This is a genomic window from Kitasatospora sp. NPDC041917 (assembly GCF_055589745.1).
This window is the reverse complement of the sequence record NZ_JBVJBI010000075.1, coordinates 1-17,668: the sequence shown is the minus strand read 5'-3', so window position 1 is coordinate 17,668 and position 17,668 is coordinate 1. Positions and strand designations below refer to the sequence as shown.

Sequence of the window (17,668 nt, the reverse complement as noted above, 5' to 3'; positions counted from 1 at the left end):
TTCGGACCGCCTTCCAGCGGACCCTCCGGGCTTCGTTCTTTCGTGTTTCCAGCTTATCAGATGTTTTCCGCTCCGTTTTCCGGAGTTTCATTCATTCGATTCGCTTTCGCCTTTCGGCGCTCCCGAACTCTATCAGAGTTTCTCGGTCCGTTTTCCCCGGTCGTTCTCGAATTCAGATTCGAGCCCGTTTCCGAGGGGCCGTCCCGTGGGGCAACCCGGAGAACATTACGCACCGGGTTGCCCCACGTCAAACCAGCCTCAGCCGGTGTTGAGCGAGCGTCAGACCTCGACGACGACCGGCAGGATCATCGGCCGGCGGCGGTAGTTGTCGGCGACCCACTTGCCGATGGTGCGGCGGACCAGCTGCTGCACCAGGCGGGGCTCCAGGACACCGTCGCTCGCCGAGCGGTCCAGCGCCTCCTGGAGCTTGGCGGCCACCGGGACGAACGCGTTGTCGTCGATGCCGGAGCCGCGGGCCTGGATGGTCGGACCGCCGACGATCTTGCCGTTGGTCGAGTCGACCGCGACGAAGACCGAGATGAAGCCCTCCTCGCCGAGGATCCTGCGGTCCTTGAGCGAGGCCTCGGTGATGTCGCCGACCGAGGAGCCGTCCACGTAGACGTACCCGGCCTGCACCTTGCCGACGATGCGGGCGACGCCGCCCTCCAGGTCGACGCAGACACCGTCCTCGGCGATGACCACGCGGTTGCGCGGCACCCCGGTGGCGATGCCCAGCTCGGCGGCCGCGCGCAGGTGGCGCCACTCGCCGTGGACCGGCATCAGGTTGCGCGGCTTGCAGATGTTGAAGAAGTAGAGCAGCTCGCCGGCCGAGGCGTGGCCGGAGACGTGCACCTTGGCGTTGCCCTTGTGCACGACCTTGGCGCCCCAGCGGGTCAGGCCGTTGATCACCCGGTAGACGGCGTTCTCGTTGCCCGGGATGAGCGAGGAGGCCAGGACGACGGTGTCGCCCTCGACGATGCGGATCTGGTGGTCGCGGTTGGCCATCCGGGACAGCGCCGCCATCGGCTCGCCCTGCGAACCGGTGCAGATCAGCACGACCTCCTTGTCCGGCAGGTCGTCCAGCTGCTTGACGTCCACGACCATGTTGCCGGGGACCTTCAGGTAGCCGAGGTCGCGGGCGATGCCCATGTTGCGGACCATCGAGCGGCCGACGAAGGCGACCTTGCGCTTGTACTCGTGGGCCGCGTCCAGGACCTGCTGGATGCGGTGCACGTGGCTCGCGAAGGAGGCCACGATGATCCGCTTGTCGGCGTTCGCGAAGACGTTCCGCAGCGCCGCCGAGATGTCCCGCTCGTGCGGGATGAAGCCGGGGACCTCGGCGTTGGTGGAGTCCACCAGCAGGAGGTCCATGCCCTCCTCCGCCAGCTTGGCGAAGGTCGGCAGGTCGGTCAGGCGGCCGTCCAGCGGCAGCTGGTCCATCTTGAAGTCGCCGGTGGCCACGACCATGCCGGCCGGGGTGCGGACCGCGACCGCCAGGGCGTCCGGGATGGAGTGGTTGACGGCGATGAACTCGCAGTCGAAGGGGCCGATGCGCTCGCGCTCGCCCTCCTTGACCTCCAGCACGTACGGCCGGATGCGGTGCTCGACGAGCTTGGCCTCGATCAGCGCCAGGGTCAGCTTGGAGCCGATCAGCGGGATGTCCGGGTTCTCCCGCAGGAGGAAGGGGACGGCGCCGATGTGGTCCTCGTGCCCGTGGGTGAGGACGATGCCGTCGACCTTGTCGAGACGGTCCCGGATGTAGCTGAAGTCCGGGAGGATCAGGTCCACGCCGGGCTGCTCGTCCTCGGGGAAGAGGACGCCGCAGTCGATGATCAGGATGCGGTCGCCGTACTCGAGGACCGTCATGTTGCGGCCGATCTCGCCGAGGCCGCCGAGCGGAGTGATGCGGAGGGCGCCCTCCTTCAGTGCCGGGGGCGCGCCGAGCTCGGGGTGCGGGTGGCTCAAAAGACTCTCCTCACGACGCACGCCATATGCCCGGGGTCCTCCCCCTGGAGACATATGGCGCGCGTACTCAGTGTCGTTTTCCTACTGGGTCTGTGCTCTCGCGCCTTCGGACCGGTTCAGCGGCGGACCCTGGGAGGTCCGGCGAGCCGGGGCGCGCACGTCCGTGTCTGTCAAAGGTGTACCCCGCCGGCGGCGAGATCCTGCTTCAATCGCTCGATCTCCTCGGGCGTCGCTCCGACCAGCGGCAGTCGCAGCGGGCCGGCGGGCAGGCCCTGGAGTTCCAGCGCGGCCTTGCCGAGGATCACGCCCTGGGTGCGGAACATACCGCTGAACACCGGGAGCAGGCGCTGGTGGATGCTCGTGGCCTTGACCACATCGCCCGCCAGGAAGGCCTCGATCATCGCCCGCAGGTCCCCGGCCACCACGTGCCCGACGACGCTGACCACGCCGACGGCTCCGACGGACAGCAGCGGCAGGTTGAGGATGTCGTCGCCGGAGTACCAGGCGAGGTCGGAGCGGGCGATCGCCCAGGCCGCGGCGCCGAGGTCGCCCTTGGCGTCCTTGTTGGCGACGATCCGCGGGTGCTCGCCGAGGCGGACCAGCGTCTCGTGGCTCAGCGCGACCCCGCTGCGGCCCGGGATGTCGTACAGCATGACCGGCAGCCCGGTCGCGTCGGCGACGGCGACGTTGTGCCGGTACAGGCCCTCCTGCGGGGGCTTGCTGTAGTACGGCGTGACGACCAGCAGGCCGTTCGCTCCGGCCGCCTCGGCCTGCCGGGCCAGCTCGACGCTGTGGTGGGTGTCGTTGGTCCCGACGCCGGCGACCACGTGGGCGCGGTCCCCGACCGCCTCGACCACGGCGCGGACCAGCTGGGCCTTCTCGGCGTCGCTGGTGGTCGGGGACTCACCGGTGGTGCCGTTGACGACGAGGCCGTCGTTGCCGGAGTCCACGAGGTGCGTGGCGAGGCGCTGGGCGCCGTCGAGGTCGAGCGCGCCGTCGGCGGTGAACGGGGTGACCATGGCGGTCAGGACCCGGCCGAACGGCGTCTGGGGGGTGGAGGTCGGAGCCATGCGTCCAAAGCTACTCGTAGGCGGTGGGGCGTTGCCCATGCCGGTCCAGTGTTCGGACAGGTGTAGCGCGTCGGTGGCGCGGACGTGGGATTCCGGTGCTGCCCGCTCGGGGGTTCGGGCAGCACCGGAATCCGTGTTCACGAATGTAGGGAGCGGCTAGATAAGCCGCAATCCAGACATGCCAGACACTCTGCCCGTATGCCGGTCGTCCCAGGTCAGGGGGCGACCCGGCCGTGCTTCTCGAAGGCCGCATGGGTGAGCGGCATGAGCCGGGCCCACTGCTCCTCCATCTGCTCGGCGACCATCTCGATCTCGCGCTGCGGGAAGGACGGCACCGCCGAGTTCTCCCGCCGGGTGCGCAGCGACAGGAAGTGCATCAGCGAGCGCGAGTTGCAGGTCGCGTACATCGAGGAGAACAGGCCCACCGGCAGTACCGCGCGGGCCACCTCGCGGGCCACTCCGGCTGCCAGCATCTCCTGGTAGCGGGCGTAGGACTCGCGGTACGCGGCCTCCATCGCCCCGGTGGTGGTGCTGTGCTGCTCCGGCGTGCCCTCGTGGAACTCGTACTTGCCGGGGCGGCCCTGCTGGACCAGCTTGCGCTCCTCGCCCGGGACGTAGAAGACCGGCTGCAGCTCGCGGTAGCGGCCGGACTCCTCGTTGTACGACCAGCCGCTGCGGTGCCGGTGGAACTCCCGGAACACGAAGATCGGCGCGCTGATGAAGAAGGTCATCGAGTTGTGCTCGAACGGCGTGCCGTGCCGGTCGCGCATCAGGAAGTTGATCAGGCCCTTGGACTTCTCCGGGTCCTGCTGGAGGGCCTCCAGGGACTGCTCGCCCGCGGTCGAGACCCGGGCCGCCCAGATGACGTCCGAGTCGGCGGCGGCGCTGCGGACCAGCTCCACCGTCACGTCGCTGCGGAAGCTGGGGGCCGTCGGTTCGTCGCTCACGCGTTACTCCTTGCGGGTTCGGTGCTGTGCAGCTTGATGGCGTGCTGCATGGTCTTGCGGGCGCGCGGGGTGTCGCCGGCGTCGGCGTACGCCACGGCGAGGCGGAACCAGACCCGCCAGTCGCCCGGCGCGGCCTGTGCCTCGGCCTGGCGGCGGGCGAACACCGCGTCGGCCGAGGCCCGGTCGATCCGCCCGCCCTTGCTGCGCTTCAGCTCGTCCACCGGCAGGCCGCCCTCGGCCTCCAGTTCGTGGGCCAGCCGCTCGCTGTCCCGGCCGAAGCGGACGGTCTGGCGCAGGAACCAGACGCCGATCACCGGGATCACGAAGGCGCAGATCCCGATGCCGATGCCGAGCGGCTTGCCGGTCGCGATCAGCTGGACGCCCTCGCCCACGCAGACCAGGGCGACCAGCAGCAGCACACCGGACAGGACGAAGAAACCGGTACGGGAGGTCATCGGGCCCCTCCGGGAGTCGGCTCGGTTCGGATCGACACTGTCACAGGTCCAGGAAGTGTTCGAGGCCGAAGGTCAGCCCCGGCGTCCCGACGACCTTGCGCACGCCCAGCAGGATGCCCGGCATGAAGCTGCTGTGGTGCAGCGAGTCGTGCCGGATGGTGAGCGTCTCACCGGTGTCGCCGAACATCACCTGCTGGTGGGCGAGCAGGCCGCGCAGCCGTACCGCGTGCACCGGCACCCCGTCCACGTCGGCGCCGCGCGCGCCGGGCAGGCTGTGGGTGGTCGGGTCCTGCTGCGGCGGCCGGCCCGCCTCGGCCCGGGCGGCGGCGATCAGCTGGGCGGTGCGGGTGGCGGTGCCGCTGGGCGCGTCGGCCTTGCGGTCGTGGTGCAGCTCGACCACCTCGACCGACTCGAAGTACCGGGCGGCGATCTGGGAGAACTTCATGCCGAGGATGGCGCCGATGGAGAAGTTCGGGGCGATCAGCAGGCCGAGCTCCGGGGCCTCGGCCAGCCGGGCGCGGACGGTGGCGAGCCGCTCGTCCGTCCAGCCGGTGGTGCCGGTGACCACGTGGATGCCGTGGTCCAGGCAGTAGTCCAGGTTGCCCATCACCGAGTCCGGATGGGTCAGCTCGACGGCGACCTGGGCACCGGCCTCGGTCAGCTCCTCCAGCTTCGAGCCGCGGCCGAGGGCGGCCACCAGCTCCAGGTCCGGCGCGGCCTCGACGGCCTTGACCGCCTCGGAGCCGATCCGACCCCTGGCGCCGATCACGGCGACACGCAGCGTCATAGCAAAGTTCCTCTCACCTGGGAATCAGCGGATCAGACCAGCAGATCGGCGAGCTTGGCGGCCCGCTTGTCATTGACCGGGCCGATCAGCGCGAGCGACGGCCGGTGCGCGCCCAGCACATCACGCGCCACCGCGTGGACGTCCTCCAGGGTCACCGCGGCGATCCGCTCCAGCATGTCGTCCACCGACAGGTGGTGCCCGTAGCTGAGCTCGGCCTTGCCGATCCGGTTCATCAGCGAGCCGGTGTCCTCCATGCCGAGCACGGTGGAACCGGAGATCTGGCCGATCGCCCGGTTCAGCTCCTCCTCGGTGATGCCCTCCTCGACCACCTTGGCCAGCTCGGCGCGGCAGATCCGCAGCACCTCCTCGACCCGCTTGGGCTGGCAGCCCGCGTAGATGCCGAACAGGCCGCTGTCCGCGTAGGACGAGGAGTACGAGTAGACCGAGTACGCCAGGCCCCGCTTCTCGCGGACCTCCTGGAACAGCCGGGAGCTCATCCCGCCGCCGAGGGCCGCGTTGAGCACGCCCATCGCCCAGCGGCGCTCGTCGTGCCGCGGCACCCCGGGCACGCCCAGCACCAGGTGGGCCTGCTCGGTGGAGCGGTTGAGCACCTCGACCCGGCCGGCCGTGCGCAGCGCCTTGACGCCGCGGCGGGCCTCCGCGGGGGCCGCGGTGGAGGCCGCCAGCACCGTCGCGAAGGCCTCCTCGACCTGCTTCACCACCTTGCGGTGGTCGAGGTTGCCGGCCGCCGCGACGACCAGCTGCTCGGGCCGGTAGCGGCGGCGGTAGAAGCCGGCGATCTGGTCCCGGGTGAGCGTCCTGATGGTCTCCTGGGTGCCGAGGATCGGGCGGCCGAGCGGGCCGCTGCCGAAGATCACCTTGGCGAACAGGTCGTGCACCACGTCGCCCGGGTCGTCCTCGGCCATCGCCATCTCTTCCAGGATGACGCCGCGCTCGGACTCCACGTCCTCGGGCCGGATCAGCGAGCCGGTGACCATGTCGCAGACCACGTCTATGGCCAGCGGCAGGTCGGTGTCCAGGACCCGGGCGTAGTAGCAGGTGTTCTCCTTCGCGGTGAAGGCGTTCATCTCGCCGCCGACCGCGTCCAGGGCGGCCGAGATGTCCAGCGCGCTGCGCCGCTCGGTGCCCTTGAAGAGCAGGTGCTCCAGGTAGTGGGTGGCGCCGTTGAGCTGCGGGGTCTCGTCCCGCGAGCCGACGCCGACCCAGATGCCGAAGGTGGCGGAGCGCACCGTGGGCAGGGTCTCGGTGACGACCCGAAGGCCGCCGGGGAGGACGGTGCGGCGTACCGTCCCGGCGCCGTCGACGCCCTTGAGCAGGGTCCGGGTGGTGCCGGGACGCTGCATTACCGCCGGGGCCTGCGCCACGGGGGGTACCTCCAGAGGAAACGCACGTGTGGATGGGCACGTACGGACGAACGCGTGGACAACGGGGTGCGGCCCGCACGCCGGGAGGCGTACGGGCCGCGGGGTCAGCTAGCGGCGCTTCACTCGGAAGCGGCCTCGCCGCCCTCCTCGCCCTCGACGACCGGGATCAGGGAGAGCTTGCCGCGCGGGTCGATCTCGGCGATCTCGACCTGGACCTTGGCGCCGACGCCGAGGACGTCCTCGACGTTCTCGACGCGCTTGCCGCCGGCCAGCTTGCGGATCTGCGAGATGTGCAGCAGGCCGTCCTTGCCCGGCATCAGCGACACGAACGCGCCGAACGTCGTGGTCTTGACCACGGTGCCCAGGTAGCGCTCGCCGACCTCCGGCATGGTCGGGTTGGCGATCTGGTTGATCGTGGTGCGGGCGGCCTCGGCGGCCGGGCCGTCGGCGGCACCGATGTAGATGGTGCCGTCGTCCTCGATCGTGATCTCGGCGCCGGTGTCCTCCTGGATCTGGTTGATCATCTTGCCCTTGGGGCCGATGACCTCACCGATCTTGTCCACCGGGATCTTGATGGTGATGATGCGCGGCGCGTTCGGGGACATCTCGTCGGGCGAGTCGATGGCCTCGTTCATCACGTCGAGGATGTGCAGGCGGGCGTCCTTGGCCTGCTTCAGCGCGGCGGCGAGCACCGACGCCGGGATGCCGTTCAGCTTGGTGTCCAGCTGGAGGGCGGTGATGAAGTTGCGGGTACCGGCGACCTTGAAGTCCATGTCGCCGAACGCGTCCTCGGCGCCGAGGATGTCGGTCAGCGTGACGTAGTGGGTCTCGCCGTCGATCTCCTGGGAGATCAGGCCCATGGCGATGCCGGCGACGGCGGCCTTCAGCGGCACACCGGCGTTCAGCAGCGACATGGTCGAGGCGCAGACCGAGCCCATCGAGGTGGAGCCGTTGGAGCTGAGCGCCTCGGAGACCTGCCGGATGGCGTACGGGAACTCCTCGCGGGTCGGCAGCACCGGCAGCAGGGCGCGCTCGGCGAGCGCGCCGTGGCCGATCTCGCGGCGCTTGGGCGAGCCCACGCGGCCGGTCTCACCGACGGAGTACGGCGGGAAGTTGTAGTTGTGCATGTAGCGGCGGCGCGTCTCCGGGGAGAGCGTGTCCAGCTGCTGCTCCATGCGCAGCATGTTCAGCGTGGTGACGCCCAGGATCTGGGTCTCGCCGCGCTCGAACAGGGCCGAGCCGTGCACCCGCGGGATGGCCTCGACCTCGGCGGCCAGGGTGCGGATGTCGGTGACGCCGCGGCCGTCGATGCGGACCTTGTCCTTGATGACGCGCTCGCGGACGATCTTCTTGGTCAGCGCGTTGTAGGCGGCGCTGATCTCCTTCTCGCGGCCCTCGAACTCGGGCAGCAGCTTCTCGGCGGCCAGCGCCTTGACGCGGTCCAGCTCGTTGTTGCGCTCCTGCTTGCCCGGGATGGTCAGGGCCTGGGCGAGCTCGTCCTTGACGGCGGTGCTCAGCGCGGCGAGGACGTCGTCCTGGTAGTCCAGGAAGACCGGGAACTCGCCGGTCGGCTTGGCGGCCTGGGCGGCCAGCTGCGACTGCGCGGCGCACAGGACCTTGATGAACGGCTTCGCGGCCTCCAGGCCGGAGGCGACGATCTCCTCGGTCGGCGCCTCGGCGCCGCCCTCGACCAGCTTGATGGTCTTGTCGGTGGCCTCGGCCTCGACCATCATGATCGCGACGTCGCCGTCCGGCAGGACGCGACCGGCGACGACCATGTCGAAGACGGCCGACTCCAGCTCGCTGTGGGTCGGGAAGGCCACCCACTGGCCGTTGATCAGCGCGACGCGCACGCCACCGATCGGGCCGGAGAACGGCAGGCCCGCCAGCTGGGTGGACGCGGAGGCGGCGTTGATGGCGACCACGTCGTACAGGTGGTCGGGGTTGAGCGCCATCACGGTGACGACGACCTGGACCTCGTTGCGCAGGCCCTTGACGAAGGACGGGCGCAGCGGGCGGTCGATCAGGCGGCAGGTGAGGATCGCGTCCTCGGAGGGCCGGCCCTCGCGACGGAAGAACGAGCCGGGGATACGGCCCGCGGCGTACATCCGCTCCTCGACGTCCACGGTCAGCGGGAAGAAGTCGAAGTGCTCCTTCGGCTGCTTGGACGCGCTGGTGGCCGACAGCACCATGGTGTCGTCGTCCAGGTAGGCCACGGCGGAACCGGCGGCCTGACGGGCCAGACGGCCGGTCTCGAAGCGGATGGTACGGGTGCCGAAGGAACCGTTGTCGATCACGGCCTCGGCGTAGAACACGTTCTCTTCCACCTGGAAGATCTCCTCTTTCGTACGTCTCCGGGAGAGCGTCCCCGCGTACTGCCTGCGGTGGGCCCCGGGCCCTCGCCAGGAGGGCGGCAGTCGGGCCGGTCTTCGATCGAAGCCTCCGGAGTGCCCCGCTCGGTCTGCGGGGGTTCCGACGGCCACTACCGAGGACCGGCGCCTCACGGCTGCCGGGCCGGCTTGGGCGGTCCGCGTCTGGACGCTCTCTCGGATGCGGGCGGCTTCCGTTTGAAGCCTTCGTCCCGCGGGGGGTTCGGGTCCTTCTGCCCGGGTGGCGCGCTGTTTGCGCCATCACCCGGCATGCCCACAACCCTACGGTGCAATCCTCGGCCACCTGGGGAGGTGCGCGCGAGTTGTTATCTGCGGGCGCCGCGGCCCGATCGCCGCGGCATACGCGCGAGGGGCGGCTCCCCGGTGTGGGGAGCCGCCCCGAGCGGCGGTCTTAGCGGGCGCCACCGGCGGCACCGCGGCGGATGCCCAGGCGGTCGACGAGCGTACGGAAGCGCTCGATGTCCTTCTTGGCCAGGTACTGCAGCAGGCGGCGGCGCTGGCCGACCAGGATCAGCAGGCCACGACGCGAGTGGTGGTCGTGCTTGTGGATCTTGAGGTGCTCGGTCAGGTCCGAGATACGACGGGAGAGCATGGCCACCTGGACCTCGGGGGAACCGGTGTCGCCCTCCTTCTGGCCGAACTCGGCGAAGATCTGCTTCTTGACGTCAGAGGCGAGAGCCACTGCAACTCCTTCGGGGTCTACCGAGCGGTCCTGGTCGACAGCACAGGACTCATCGAGAACTCGGTGTCGCGAGCACCGCCGACGCCCTGCGGCCCACGACGGGGCTGCGGACACACGGCTGCGCTCGGAGGCCAAGCGTACCAGTGCCGCCCCACCCGGCCGTCCGGCGGATCCGCGGGCGGCCGGGAGGGCGGCATCGGGGGCCGCGGCGGGCGGCCCGCGGGTCAGCCGGTGGCGCCGCGGACCAGCCGGTAGATGTCCAGGACGGCGAGCGCCAGCGGGACGAGCGAGATCAGGGTGAGGCTGTCCACCAGGTCCAGGATGCGCCCCCAGAACGGGGAGACCCCGAGCCGCGGCACCACCAGGGCGATCGCGGTGAGCAGCGCGGCACCGAAGGCGATCGAGGCGGTCAGCCAGATCGTGCGCAGGTCGAGCTCGGTGGTGGAGCCGGCCGCCCGCAGGAAGAACTGCGGGGTGTGCAGGGAGAGCCCGACGATCAGCAGGCTCAGGCCGAGCAGGCCGGCCACGGTGAGGCTGAGCACCTGCGCGGTGTAGCGGAACAGCCGGGCGCGCAGCATGGTGGTCAGGCCCAGCGCGAGCGCGAGCAGCTCGGGGAAGGTCTCGTCGGTGAAGCCGAGGACGGCGCAGGCGCCGACCACGACCGCGGCGCAGCCGCCGACCAGGCCGACCAGCACCTCGTGGCCGCGGCGGGCCTGGTGCGCGATCCGCTCGTACTGGACGGCCTCGGCGCGCTCGGCCTCCTCGTCGTAGTCGCGGCTGCGGGTGCGGGTCTGGCCGGGGGCGCTGAAGCCGACCGGCAGCCGGGCGAAGCGGGCGGAGAGGCTCGGCAGGAAGCCGACCACGGCGACGGCGGCGACGCCGGTGACGGCGGCGATGTGCCCGGCCGGGGTCTGCGGCAGCAGGACGGCCGCGAAGGTGGCGAGCGCGCCGGCGGTGGAGACCAGGGCGGCGGCGACGAACACCGCGTCCTTCTCCGGCAGCAGGCCGGCCAGCAGCACGGAGACCACCAGGACGGCGACGCAGCCGGCCAGGAACTGGAGCCGGCCGGGGCCGTCCCCCGGGTGGGCGACGGCGATGAGGCCGCTGCCGCCGATCATGGCGTGCGGCAGCGCGCCGAGGCCGAGCGCGACGGCCGCGTGGGCGTCCCGGTAGACCCGGGCGCGCACCCCGGCGAGCGCCGTGAGCACGACGGCGGTGACGCCGGCCAGGACACCGGGCAGGCCGTGCATGTCGTGGCGCAGGTCGGAGAACCAGAGCGCGAAGCCGAGCAGGGTGAGCAGCACCCCGGCGCCGATCAGGCCGAAGCCGCGCATCAGCTCGGCGGTCCAGAACCGGCGGTCGGCCTCGACGGCGCTGGCGATCGCGTCGGCGACGTCGTCGTAGACGGCCGGCGGGAGCGACTCGGCGAACGGGCGCAGCGCCAGCAGGTCACCGTCGCGGACCTGCTGGGCGGCCAGCGGCAGCCCGCTGTCGAGCACCGTGCCGTCGCGGCGGACCAGGTGGAAGCCGGTGGGGGTGCCGTCGGGCTGGCTCTGGTTGGCCAGGCGCAGCACCTCGGGGTAGACGTCCGCGAGCGGGACGTCCTCGGGCAGGGCGACGTCGATCCGGCGGTCCGGGGCGACGACGGTCACCCGGCAGTAGCCCGTCGCGGCGGCGCTCATGCGTCCACCTCGCTGCGCTCGCCCATGAGGGCACCCACCTCGATCCTTCGACGCACTTGGCGCTCCCCCTTGTTGACGGTGCCGAGGCACGGCGGCGCTCGGTGTTGCTGTGGAACCGGCCCGGCCGGGCCGCGAGTTGGCGCGGCGTTACCCTACCCGTTCGGTTCGTGTCCGCTGCCGGTGCGTACCGGGCCCTGGCGGGCGGTGCGGGGGCGACCGTTAGGATCGGCGCCTGCGCAAAGGTACGGGGGCTGCGCTGGGTGGGGCGTCCTCAGCCACCGGATTCCCGTACGGACCGTACGCAATCGCGTGAGGGCTGATACCGAAGTGATCGATCGACGCCGCGGGGTGGATGACACATGGGTGTGATCACGGTCAAGCGACCGGCCAGGGCGTACCCGCCCACCGTGCCGGACGAACCGGTGGAGCTGGTCAGCCCGCCCGAACTGCCCCGGCAGGGCGGCGAGGACTGGCTGATGAGCATCCTGCCGATGATGGGCATGGGTGGATCGGCGGTGTTCTTCTTCTCGCCGGGGGCCGCGGCGCCGATGAAGATCATGGGCGGTCTGATGATCGCCTCGACGCTCGGCATGGTGCTGGCGCAGATCGTCCGGGCCCGCAAGGGCGGTTCGACCGCGATGGCGGACGAGCGGCGCGACTACCTGAAGTACCTCCAGCAGACCCGCCGCCAGGTGCGCCGCACGGCGGAGCGCCAGCGCGGCGCGCTGCTGTTCCTGAACCCGGCGCCGGACCAGCTCTGGTCGATCGTCGAGGACGGCCGGCGGCTGTGGGAACGGCGGACCGGGGACGGCGACTTCGCGCAGATCCGGGTGGGCCTCGGGCCGGTGCAGCTGTCCACGCCGCTGGTGGCACCGCAGACCGCGCCGATGGACGAGCTGGAGCCGCTGTCGGCGGCCGCGATGCACTCCTTCCTGAAGGCCCACGGCACCCTCCAGGACCTGCCCCTGGCGGTCTCGCTGCGGGCGTTCTACCACATCACGGTGTGCGGGGACCCGGACTCGGTGTACGGGAACGTGCGCGCGATGATCGCCCAGCTGACCACCCTGCACTCGCCGGACGACCTGATGGTCGCGGTCGCGGCCGCGCCCGGTGCGGCCGACGAGTGGGAGTGGACCAAGTGGCTCCCGCACAACCAGCACCGCAAGGAGGCCGACGGCGCGGGCTCGCGCCGGCTGTTCGCGACCGACCTGGGCGACCTGGAGTACCTGCTCCAGGACGAACTGGCCGGCCGCCAGCGCTTCGTGCGGGAGGTGGCGCCGCCGTCCGACCAGCCGCACCTGGTGGTCGTCATGGACGGCGCCGGGGTGCCGCACGAATCGCTGCTGGCGAGCCCGGAGGGCGTGCAGGGCGTGACGGTCATCGAGGTGGTGCCGGGCGAGGTCGACGAGCCCAGCGGGCACCTGATGGTGACGGTCGGCGCCGAGGAGCTGGTGCTGCGCTCGGCCTCCGGCGCGACGTACACCGGCAAGCCCGACCTGCTGTCGGTGTGGCAGTCCGAGGCGCTGGCCCGGCAGTTGGCGCCGTACCGGATCTCGGCCGGCGGGGACGACGAGCCGCTGCTGTCCAACCTCGACTTCACCGACATGATGGGCTCGGGCGACCCGGGCTCCTTCGACGTGGCCCGCAGCTGGCGCCCGCGCGCCCAGCACGAGCGGATGCGGGTGCCGATCGGCGTCGGCGCCAACGGCGAGCACGTCTACCTGGACATCAAGGAGGCCGCGCTGGAGGGCATGGGCCCGCACGGCCTGTGCGTGGGCGCGACCGGTTCCGGCAAGTCGGAGCTGCTGCGCACGCTGGTGCTGGCACTGGCGATGACCCACTCCTCGGAGATCCTGAACTTCGTCCTCGCCGACTTCAAGGGCGGTGCGACCTTCTCCGGCATGGCGGACATGCCGCACACCTCCGCGGTGATCACCAACCTGGAGGGCGAGCTCACCCTGGTCGACCGCATGCGCGACGCGATCGAGGGCGAGCTGCACCGCCGCCAGGAGCTGCTGCGCTCGGCGGGCAACTACGCCAACATCCACGAGTACGAGCGGGCCCGGGCGGCCGGCGCGGCACTGGACCCGCTGCCCTCGCTCGTTCTGATCATCGACGAGTTCTCCGAACTCCTCACCGCCAAGCCCGACTTCATCGAGATGTTCATCCAGATCGGCCGGATCGGCCGCTCGCTGGGCGTGCACCTGCTGCTGGCCTCGCAGCGCCTGGAGGAGGGCAAGCTGCGCGGCCTGGACACCTACCTGTCGTACCGGATCGGTCTGCGCACCTTCTCGGCCGCGGAGTCCCGGGCGGCGATCGGCGTACCGGACGCCTACCACCTGCCGCCGGTGCCGGGCGTCGGCTACCTCAAGTTCGGCGAGGACGTGATGGACCGGTTCAAGGCCGCCTACGTCTCGGGGCCGTACCGGGCGCCGGGGCAGCAGCGGTCGACCGGCGGGCGGCGGGTCAACGCGCGCCCGGTCGAGTTCACCGCGGCCTTCGTGGACCTGCCGGACCCGGTGGAGGAGGAGGTCGCGCCGCAGGCCCCGGAGCAGGACGACGCGCTGGTGGACACCGTGCTGGACGTGTTCGTCCAGCGGATGGCCGGCCAGGGCCCGGCCGCGCACCAGGTGTGGCTGCCGCCGCTGGAAGAGGCGCCGAGCACGGACCACCTGCTGCCGCCGCTGCAGGTCGTGCCGGAGCGCGGACTGACCGCGCCCGGTTACCCGGCGGGCCGGCTGCGGGTGCCGATCGGCATCGTCGACAAGCCGCGCGAGCAGAAGACGGACATCCTGGAGGTCGACTACGCGGGGGCGGCCGGCCACGGCCTGATCGTGGGCGGCCCGCGCTCCGGCAAGTCCACCGTGGTGCGCACCACGGTGGCCTCGTTCGGCCTCACCCACACCCCGCTGGAGGTGCAGTTCTACCTGCTCGACTTCGGTGCGGGCAGCTTCCAGTCGCTCGCCGGGCTGCCGCACGTCGGCGGGGTGGCCGGGCGCCTGGACGTGGACAAGGTGCGCCGGATGGTCTCCGAGGTGCACGGGGTGCTCAACCGGCGCGAGGAGCTGTTCCGGGCCGCCGGGATCGACACCATCGGCACCTACCGGGCCCGCAGGGCGGCCGGCCAGCTGCCGGACGAGGCCTTCGGCGACGTCTTCCTGGTGATCGACGGCTGGAACACCTTCAAGCAGGAGTTCGAGGGTCTGGAGCCGGTGATCGGCGACATCGCCCAGCGCGGCCTCGGCTACGGCGTGCACCTGGTCATCACCGCGGCCCGGTACGCCGAGGTGCGCCCGGCGCTGAAGGACCTGCTGCAGAACCGCACCGAGCTGAAGCTCGGTGACGCGATGGAGTCCGAGGTCGACCGCCGGGTGGCGCAGAACGTCCCGCCGCTGGCCGGGCGCGGCATCACCCCGGAACGGCTGCACTTCCTGTCCGGCCTGCCGCGCCTGGACGGCTCCTCCTCGGTGGACGACCTGCAGACCGGGGTGGCCGGGCTGGTCAGCGCCGTCGACGGGGCCTGGACCGGCCCGCGCGCCCCGCAGGTGCGGATGCTGCCGGCCGTGCTGGACGGCCACTCGCTGCCGAAGGGCTTCGAGCACCCGGAGCGCGGCGTCGCCTTCGGCGTGGACGAGGCGGAGCTGGCGCCGGCCTTCGTCAACTTCGAGACCGACCCGCTGTTCATCGTCTTCGGCGACACCGAGTCCGGTAAGTCGGCGGTGCTGCGGATGCTCATCAAGCAGATCACCGAGCGCTACACCCCGGACCAGGCGGGCATCGTGGTCGGCGACTACCGGCGCGCGCTGCTCGGCACCGTGCCGCCGGAGTACCTGGTGGAGTACGCGGCCGCGCAGCCGGCCATGGCGGCCATCGTCGACATGCTGCGCGGCGCCTGCTCGCGCCGCCTGCCGGGCCCGGACGTGACCGCCGAGCAGCTGCGCAACCGCAGCTGGTACAGCGGCAAGGACATGTTCGTGATCGTCGACGACTACGAGCTGGTCTCGACGAGCTCGGGCAACCCGCTGGCCCCGCTGGCCGAGTTCCTGCCGTTCGCCCGCGACATCGGCCTGCGGGTGATCGTGGCCCGCAGCGCGGGCGGCGCCGGCCGCTCGCTGTACGAGCCGGTGCTGCAGCGGATGCGCGAGCTCGGCGGCCAGGGCGTGATCCTCTCCGGCAACCGGGACGAGGGCGCGCTGCTGGGGACGGTCAAGCCGCAGGCGCTGCCGCCGGGCCGGGGCGTCTACGTGTCACGCCGGGTGACCAGCGGGCAGATGGTCCAGACGGGCTGGCTGCCGGTGGCGTAGCCGCGCCGGCCGTCACGGACGGTGAGCGAAGGGGTCGGACCCGTGGGGTCCGGCCCCTTCGGCGTCCCAGGTTCCGAAACGTTACCTGCCACTTTCCGGTCGGGGGCTGCGGTTCCCGTACCCGGCCGGGGAGTTGCCGGGCGATTCGGGGGCACCTGGCGTGTCGCCGTCCATCCGGAGTATGGCCTTTGAATCACGCTACTCCCCCTTTGTTCACCTTCGATTCAATTGCCATATGGCTGAGGTAACAAGTCGGACAAAGCTCGCAATGACCGAAAGTGATCATCGGATCGCATGTCCGTGCCGCTCACCGCAACGGATTCCGAAGCAGTTCCGGCGTTGACGCAATCAATACGCCCAAGGTTCCATGGCGGCCAGGGAGCGACTGGAACCGGACACCGAGCAACCAGCCAGCGGAGGCGATACCGCTCCCACTCCAGCACCGCAGAGCCGATCGGAAGCCACATGACCGACACGCTTCGTCCGCCACAGAACGTAGCCGCCCCGGCGGCCGAGGCGGCCGCGCCCCAGCAGCTCAAGCGCTCGATCGGCGTGGTGGGCGGCACCCTGCTCACGCTGTCCTGCGTCACGCCCGCCTCGACGCTCTTCGTGATCGTGCCGGAACTGTTCTCCAGCATCGGCAGCGCCACCGCGCTGGCCATCGCGATCGGCACCGTGCTCTGCGTCGCGGTCGCGTTCTGCTACTCCGAGCTCGGCACCCTGATCCCCAGCGCCGGCGGCGAGTACGCGATGGTCGGCACCCTCGCCGGACGGCTGATGGGCTGGCTGGTCTTCGTGCTCTCGCTGATCGTGGTGATGATCGTCCCGTCGGTCATCGCCCTCGGCACCGCCGACTACCTCGCCCCCGTCCTGCACCTGGACAAGGCCATGACCGGCGCCGCCGTGATGCTGGCCGCCACCCTGGCCGGCCTGCTCGACCTGCGCGCCAACGCCTGGATCACCGGCATCTTCCTGGTCCTGGAGGTCATCGCGGCCGGCGTGGTCTCGGTGCTCGGCTTCGCCCACACCAACAGCGGGGCCCCCAGCCTGCTGCACGGCGTGGTCACCGGGGACAACGGCGCCACCACCACGGTCAGCGTGGGCGCCATCGTCGGCGCGCTCGGCATCGCCCTGTTCATCACCCAGGGCTTCTCCACCGCGGTCTACCTGTCGGAGGAGCTGGAGAACCCCCGCCGCAACGTCTCGCGCACCGTGCTGTGGACGCTCGGCATCTCCTCGGCCGTCATCCTGGTCCCGGTCGTCGCCATCACCATGGGCGCCCCCGACCTCCAGACCCTGTCGGCCGGCGACATCTCCGGCATGGTCACCGCCTGGAGCAACTCCGCGGTCGGCACCTTCATCAGCCTCTGCGTCGCGCTGGCCATCATCAACGCCGGCATCGTCATGGTCATCCAGAACTCCCGGGTGCTGTTCGCCTCCGCCCGCGACAAGGCCTGGCCGGAGCCGGTCAACAAGGCCTTCGGCACCCTCGGCCGCTTCGGCTCGCCGTGGATCGCCACCCTGGCGGTCGGCCTGCCCGGCGCCGCGCTCTGCTTCGTCAAGGGCGAACTGCTGAGCAACATCACCGGCGTCGCCGTCACCGGGATGTACCTGCTGGTCGCGATCGCCGCGCTGCTCTCCCGCCGCGCCCACCACAAGCACGCCGCCGCCTGGCGGATGCCGCTGTGGCCGGCCGTCCCGGTCGTGCTGATCGCCGTCCTGGTCTACGTCATGACCAAGCTGGACACCGAGCCCCTGCTGTGGACCGGCGGCATCACCGCCGCCGCCACCCTCTACTGGCTGTTCTACCTGCGCCCCCGGCAGGACACCCGCTGGGTGATCAGCCTCCCCGAGGACCAGCAGGACTGACCCCCACCCCTCCCCCACACGGCGGTGCCCCGGGCCTCCCCCAGCCCGGGGCACCGCCGTCTCCCGCTACTTCCCGGGCTTCCACTGCGGGCTGGTGGCGATCGCCCGCAGCTCCGCCGCGGTCATCAGCGG

General features: G+C 71.2%; 11 protein-coding genes. 2 read left to right on the top strand and 9 right to left on the bottom strand.

Translation table 11 applies throughout. From position 1 onward, the window contains the following. Positions 1–279: 279 nt before the first annotated feature. From ACZ6EM_RS39620 to eccD, 9 genes are all read right to left on the bottom strand, one after another. Entirely contained in the window at positions 280–1,965 is a 1,686-nt protein-coding gene (locus ACZ6EM_RS39620) for a ribonuclease J (RefSeq protein ID WP_401044796.1), read from the bottom strand. Between the two features lie 170 nt (positions 1,966–2,135). Further along, entirely contained in the window at positions 2,136–3,035 is a 900-nt protein-coding gene (gene dapA / locus ACZ6EM_RS39615; RefSeq protein ID WP_359911591.1) for a 4-hydroxy-tetrahydrodipicolinate synthase, read from the bottom strand. A 215-nt stretch (positions 3,036–3,250) separates the two neighbouring features. Next, the gene (gene thyX / locus ACZ6EM_RS39610) at positions 3,251–3,982 is read right to left on the bottom strand and encodes an FAD-dependent thymidylate synthase (RefSeq protein WP_359911594.1); all 732 of its coding nucleotides are present in this window, start codon (positions 3,980–3,982) and stop codon (positions 3,251–3,253) included. Next, the gene (locus ACZ6EM_RS39605) at positions 3,979–4,437 is read right to left on the bottom strand and encodes a tetratricopeptide repeat protein (protein WP_359911597.1); all 459 of its coding nucleotides are present in this window, start codon (positions 4,435–4,437) and stop codon (positions 3,979–3,981) included. The genes thyX and ACZ6EM_RS39605 overlap by 4 nt, the downstream gene beginning before the upstream one ends. A 40-nt stretch (positions 4,438–4,477) precedes the next feature. Beyond that, positions 4,478–5,224 (bottom strand): 4-hydroxy-tetrahydrodipicolinate reductase, encoded by a 747-nt coding sequence (gene dapB / locus ACZ6EM_RS39600; protein WP_401044792.1) that lies wholly within the window; start codon positions 5,222–5,224, stop codon positions 4,478–4,480. A 32-nt stretch (positions 5,225–5,256) separates the two neighbouring features. Next, a complete protein-coding gene (locus ACZ6EM_RS39595) occupies positions 5,257–6,588 on the bottom strand; it encodes a M16 family metallopeptidase (protein WP_401044799.1) in 1,332 nt (443 codons plus the stop codon). Between the two features lie 140 nt (positions 6,589–6,728). After that, positions 6,729–8,936 (bottom strand): polyribonucleotide nucleotidyltransferase, encoded by a 2,208-nt coding sequence (locus tag ACZ6EM_RS39590; protein ID WP_401044790.1) that lies wholly within the window; start codon positions 8,934–8,936, stop codon positions 6,729–6,731. A 454-nt stretch (positions 8,937–9,390) separates the two neighbouring features. Continuing rightward, positions 9,391–9,681 (bottom strand): 30S ribosomal protein S15, encoded by a 291-nt coding sequence (rpsO, locus tag ACZ6EM_RS39585; RefSeq protein ID WP_401044788.1) that lies wholly within the window; start codon positions 9,679–9,681, stop codon positions 9,391–9,393. Positions 9,682–9,905: 224 nt separating this feature from the next. Beyond that, complete coding sequence (eccD, locus tag ACZ6EM_RS39580) at positions 9,906–11,363, bottom strand: type VII secretion integral membrane protein EccD (protein WP_401044785.1); 1,458 nt, start codon at positions 11,361–11,363, stop codon at positions 9,906–9,908. Positions 11,364–11,722: 359 nt separating this feature from the next. On the opposite strand from eccD, the gene eccCa reads away from it, so the two are divergent. Together eccCa and ACZ6EM_RS39570 are read left to right on the top strand one after the other, a co-directional pair. Further along, positions 11,723–15,667: a type VII secretion protein EccCa gene (gene eccCa / locus ACZ6EM_RS39575; protein ID WP_465774598.1), complete on the top strand. Its 3,945-nt coding sequence runs from the start codon at positions 11,723–11,725 to the stop codon at positions 15,665–15,667. Positions 15,668–16,132: 465 nt separating this feature from the next. Further along, positions 16,133–17,536 (top strand): APC family permease, encoded by a 1,404-nt coding sequence (locus ACZ6EM_RS39570; protein ID WP_401055809.1) that lies wholly within the window; start codon positions 16,133–16,135, stop codon positions 17,534–17,536. Positions 17,537–17,668: the final 132 nt, after the last annotated feature.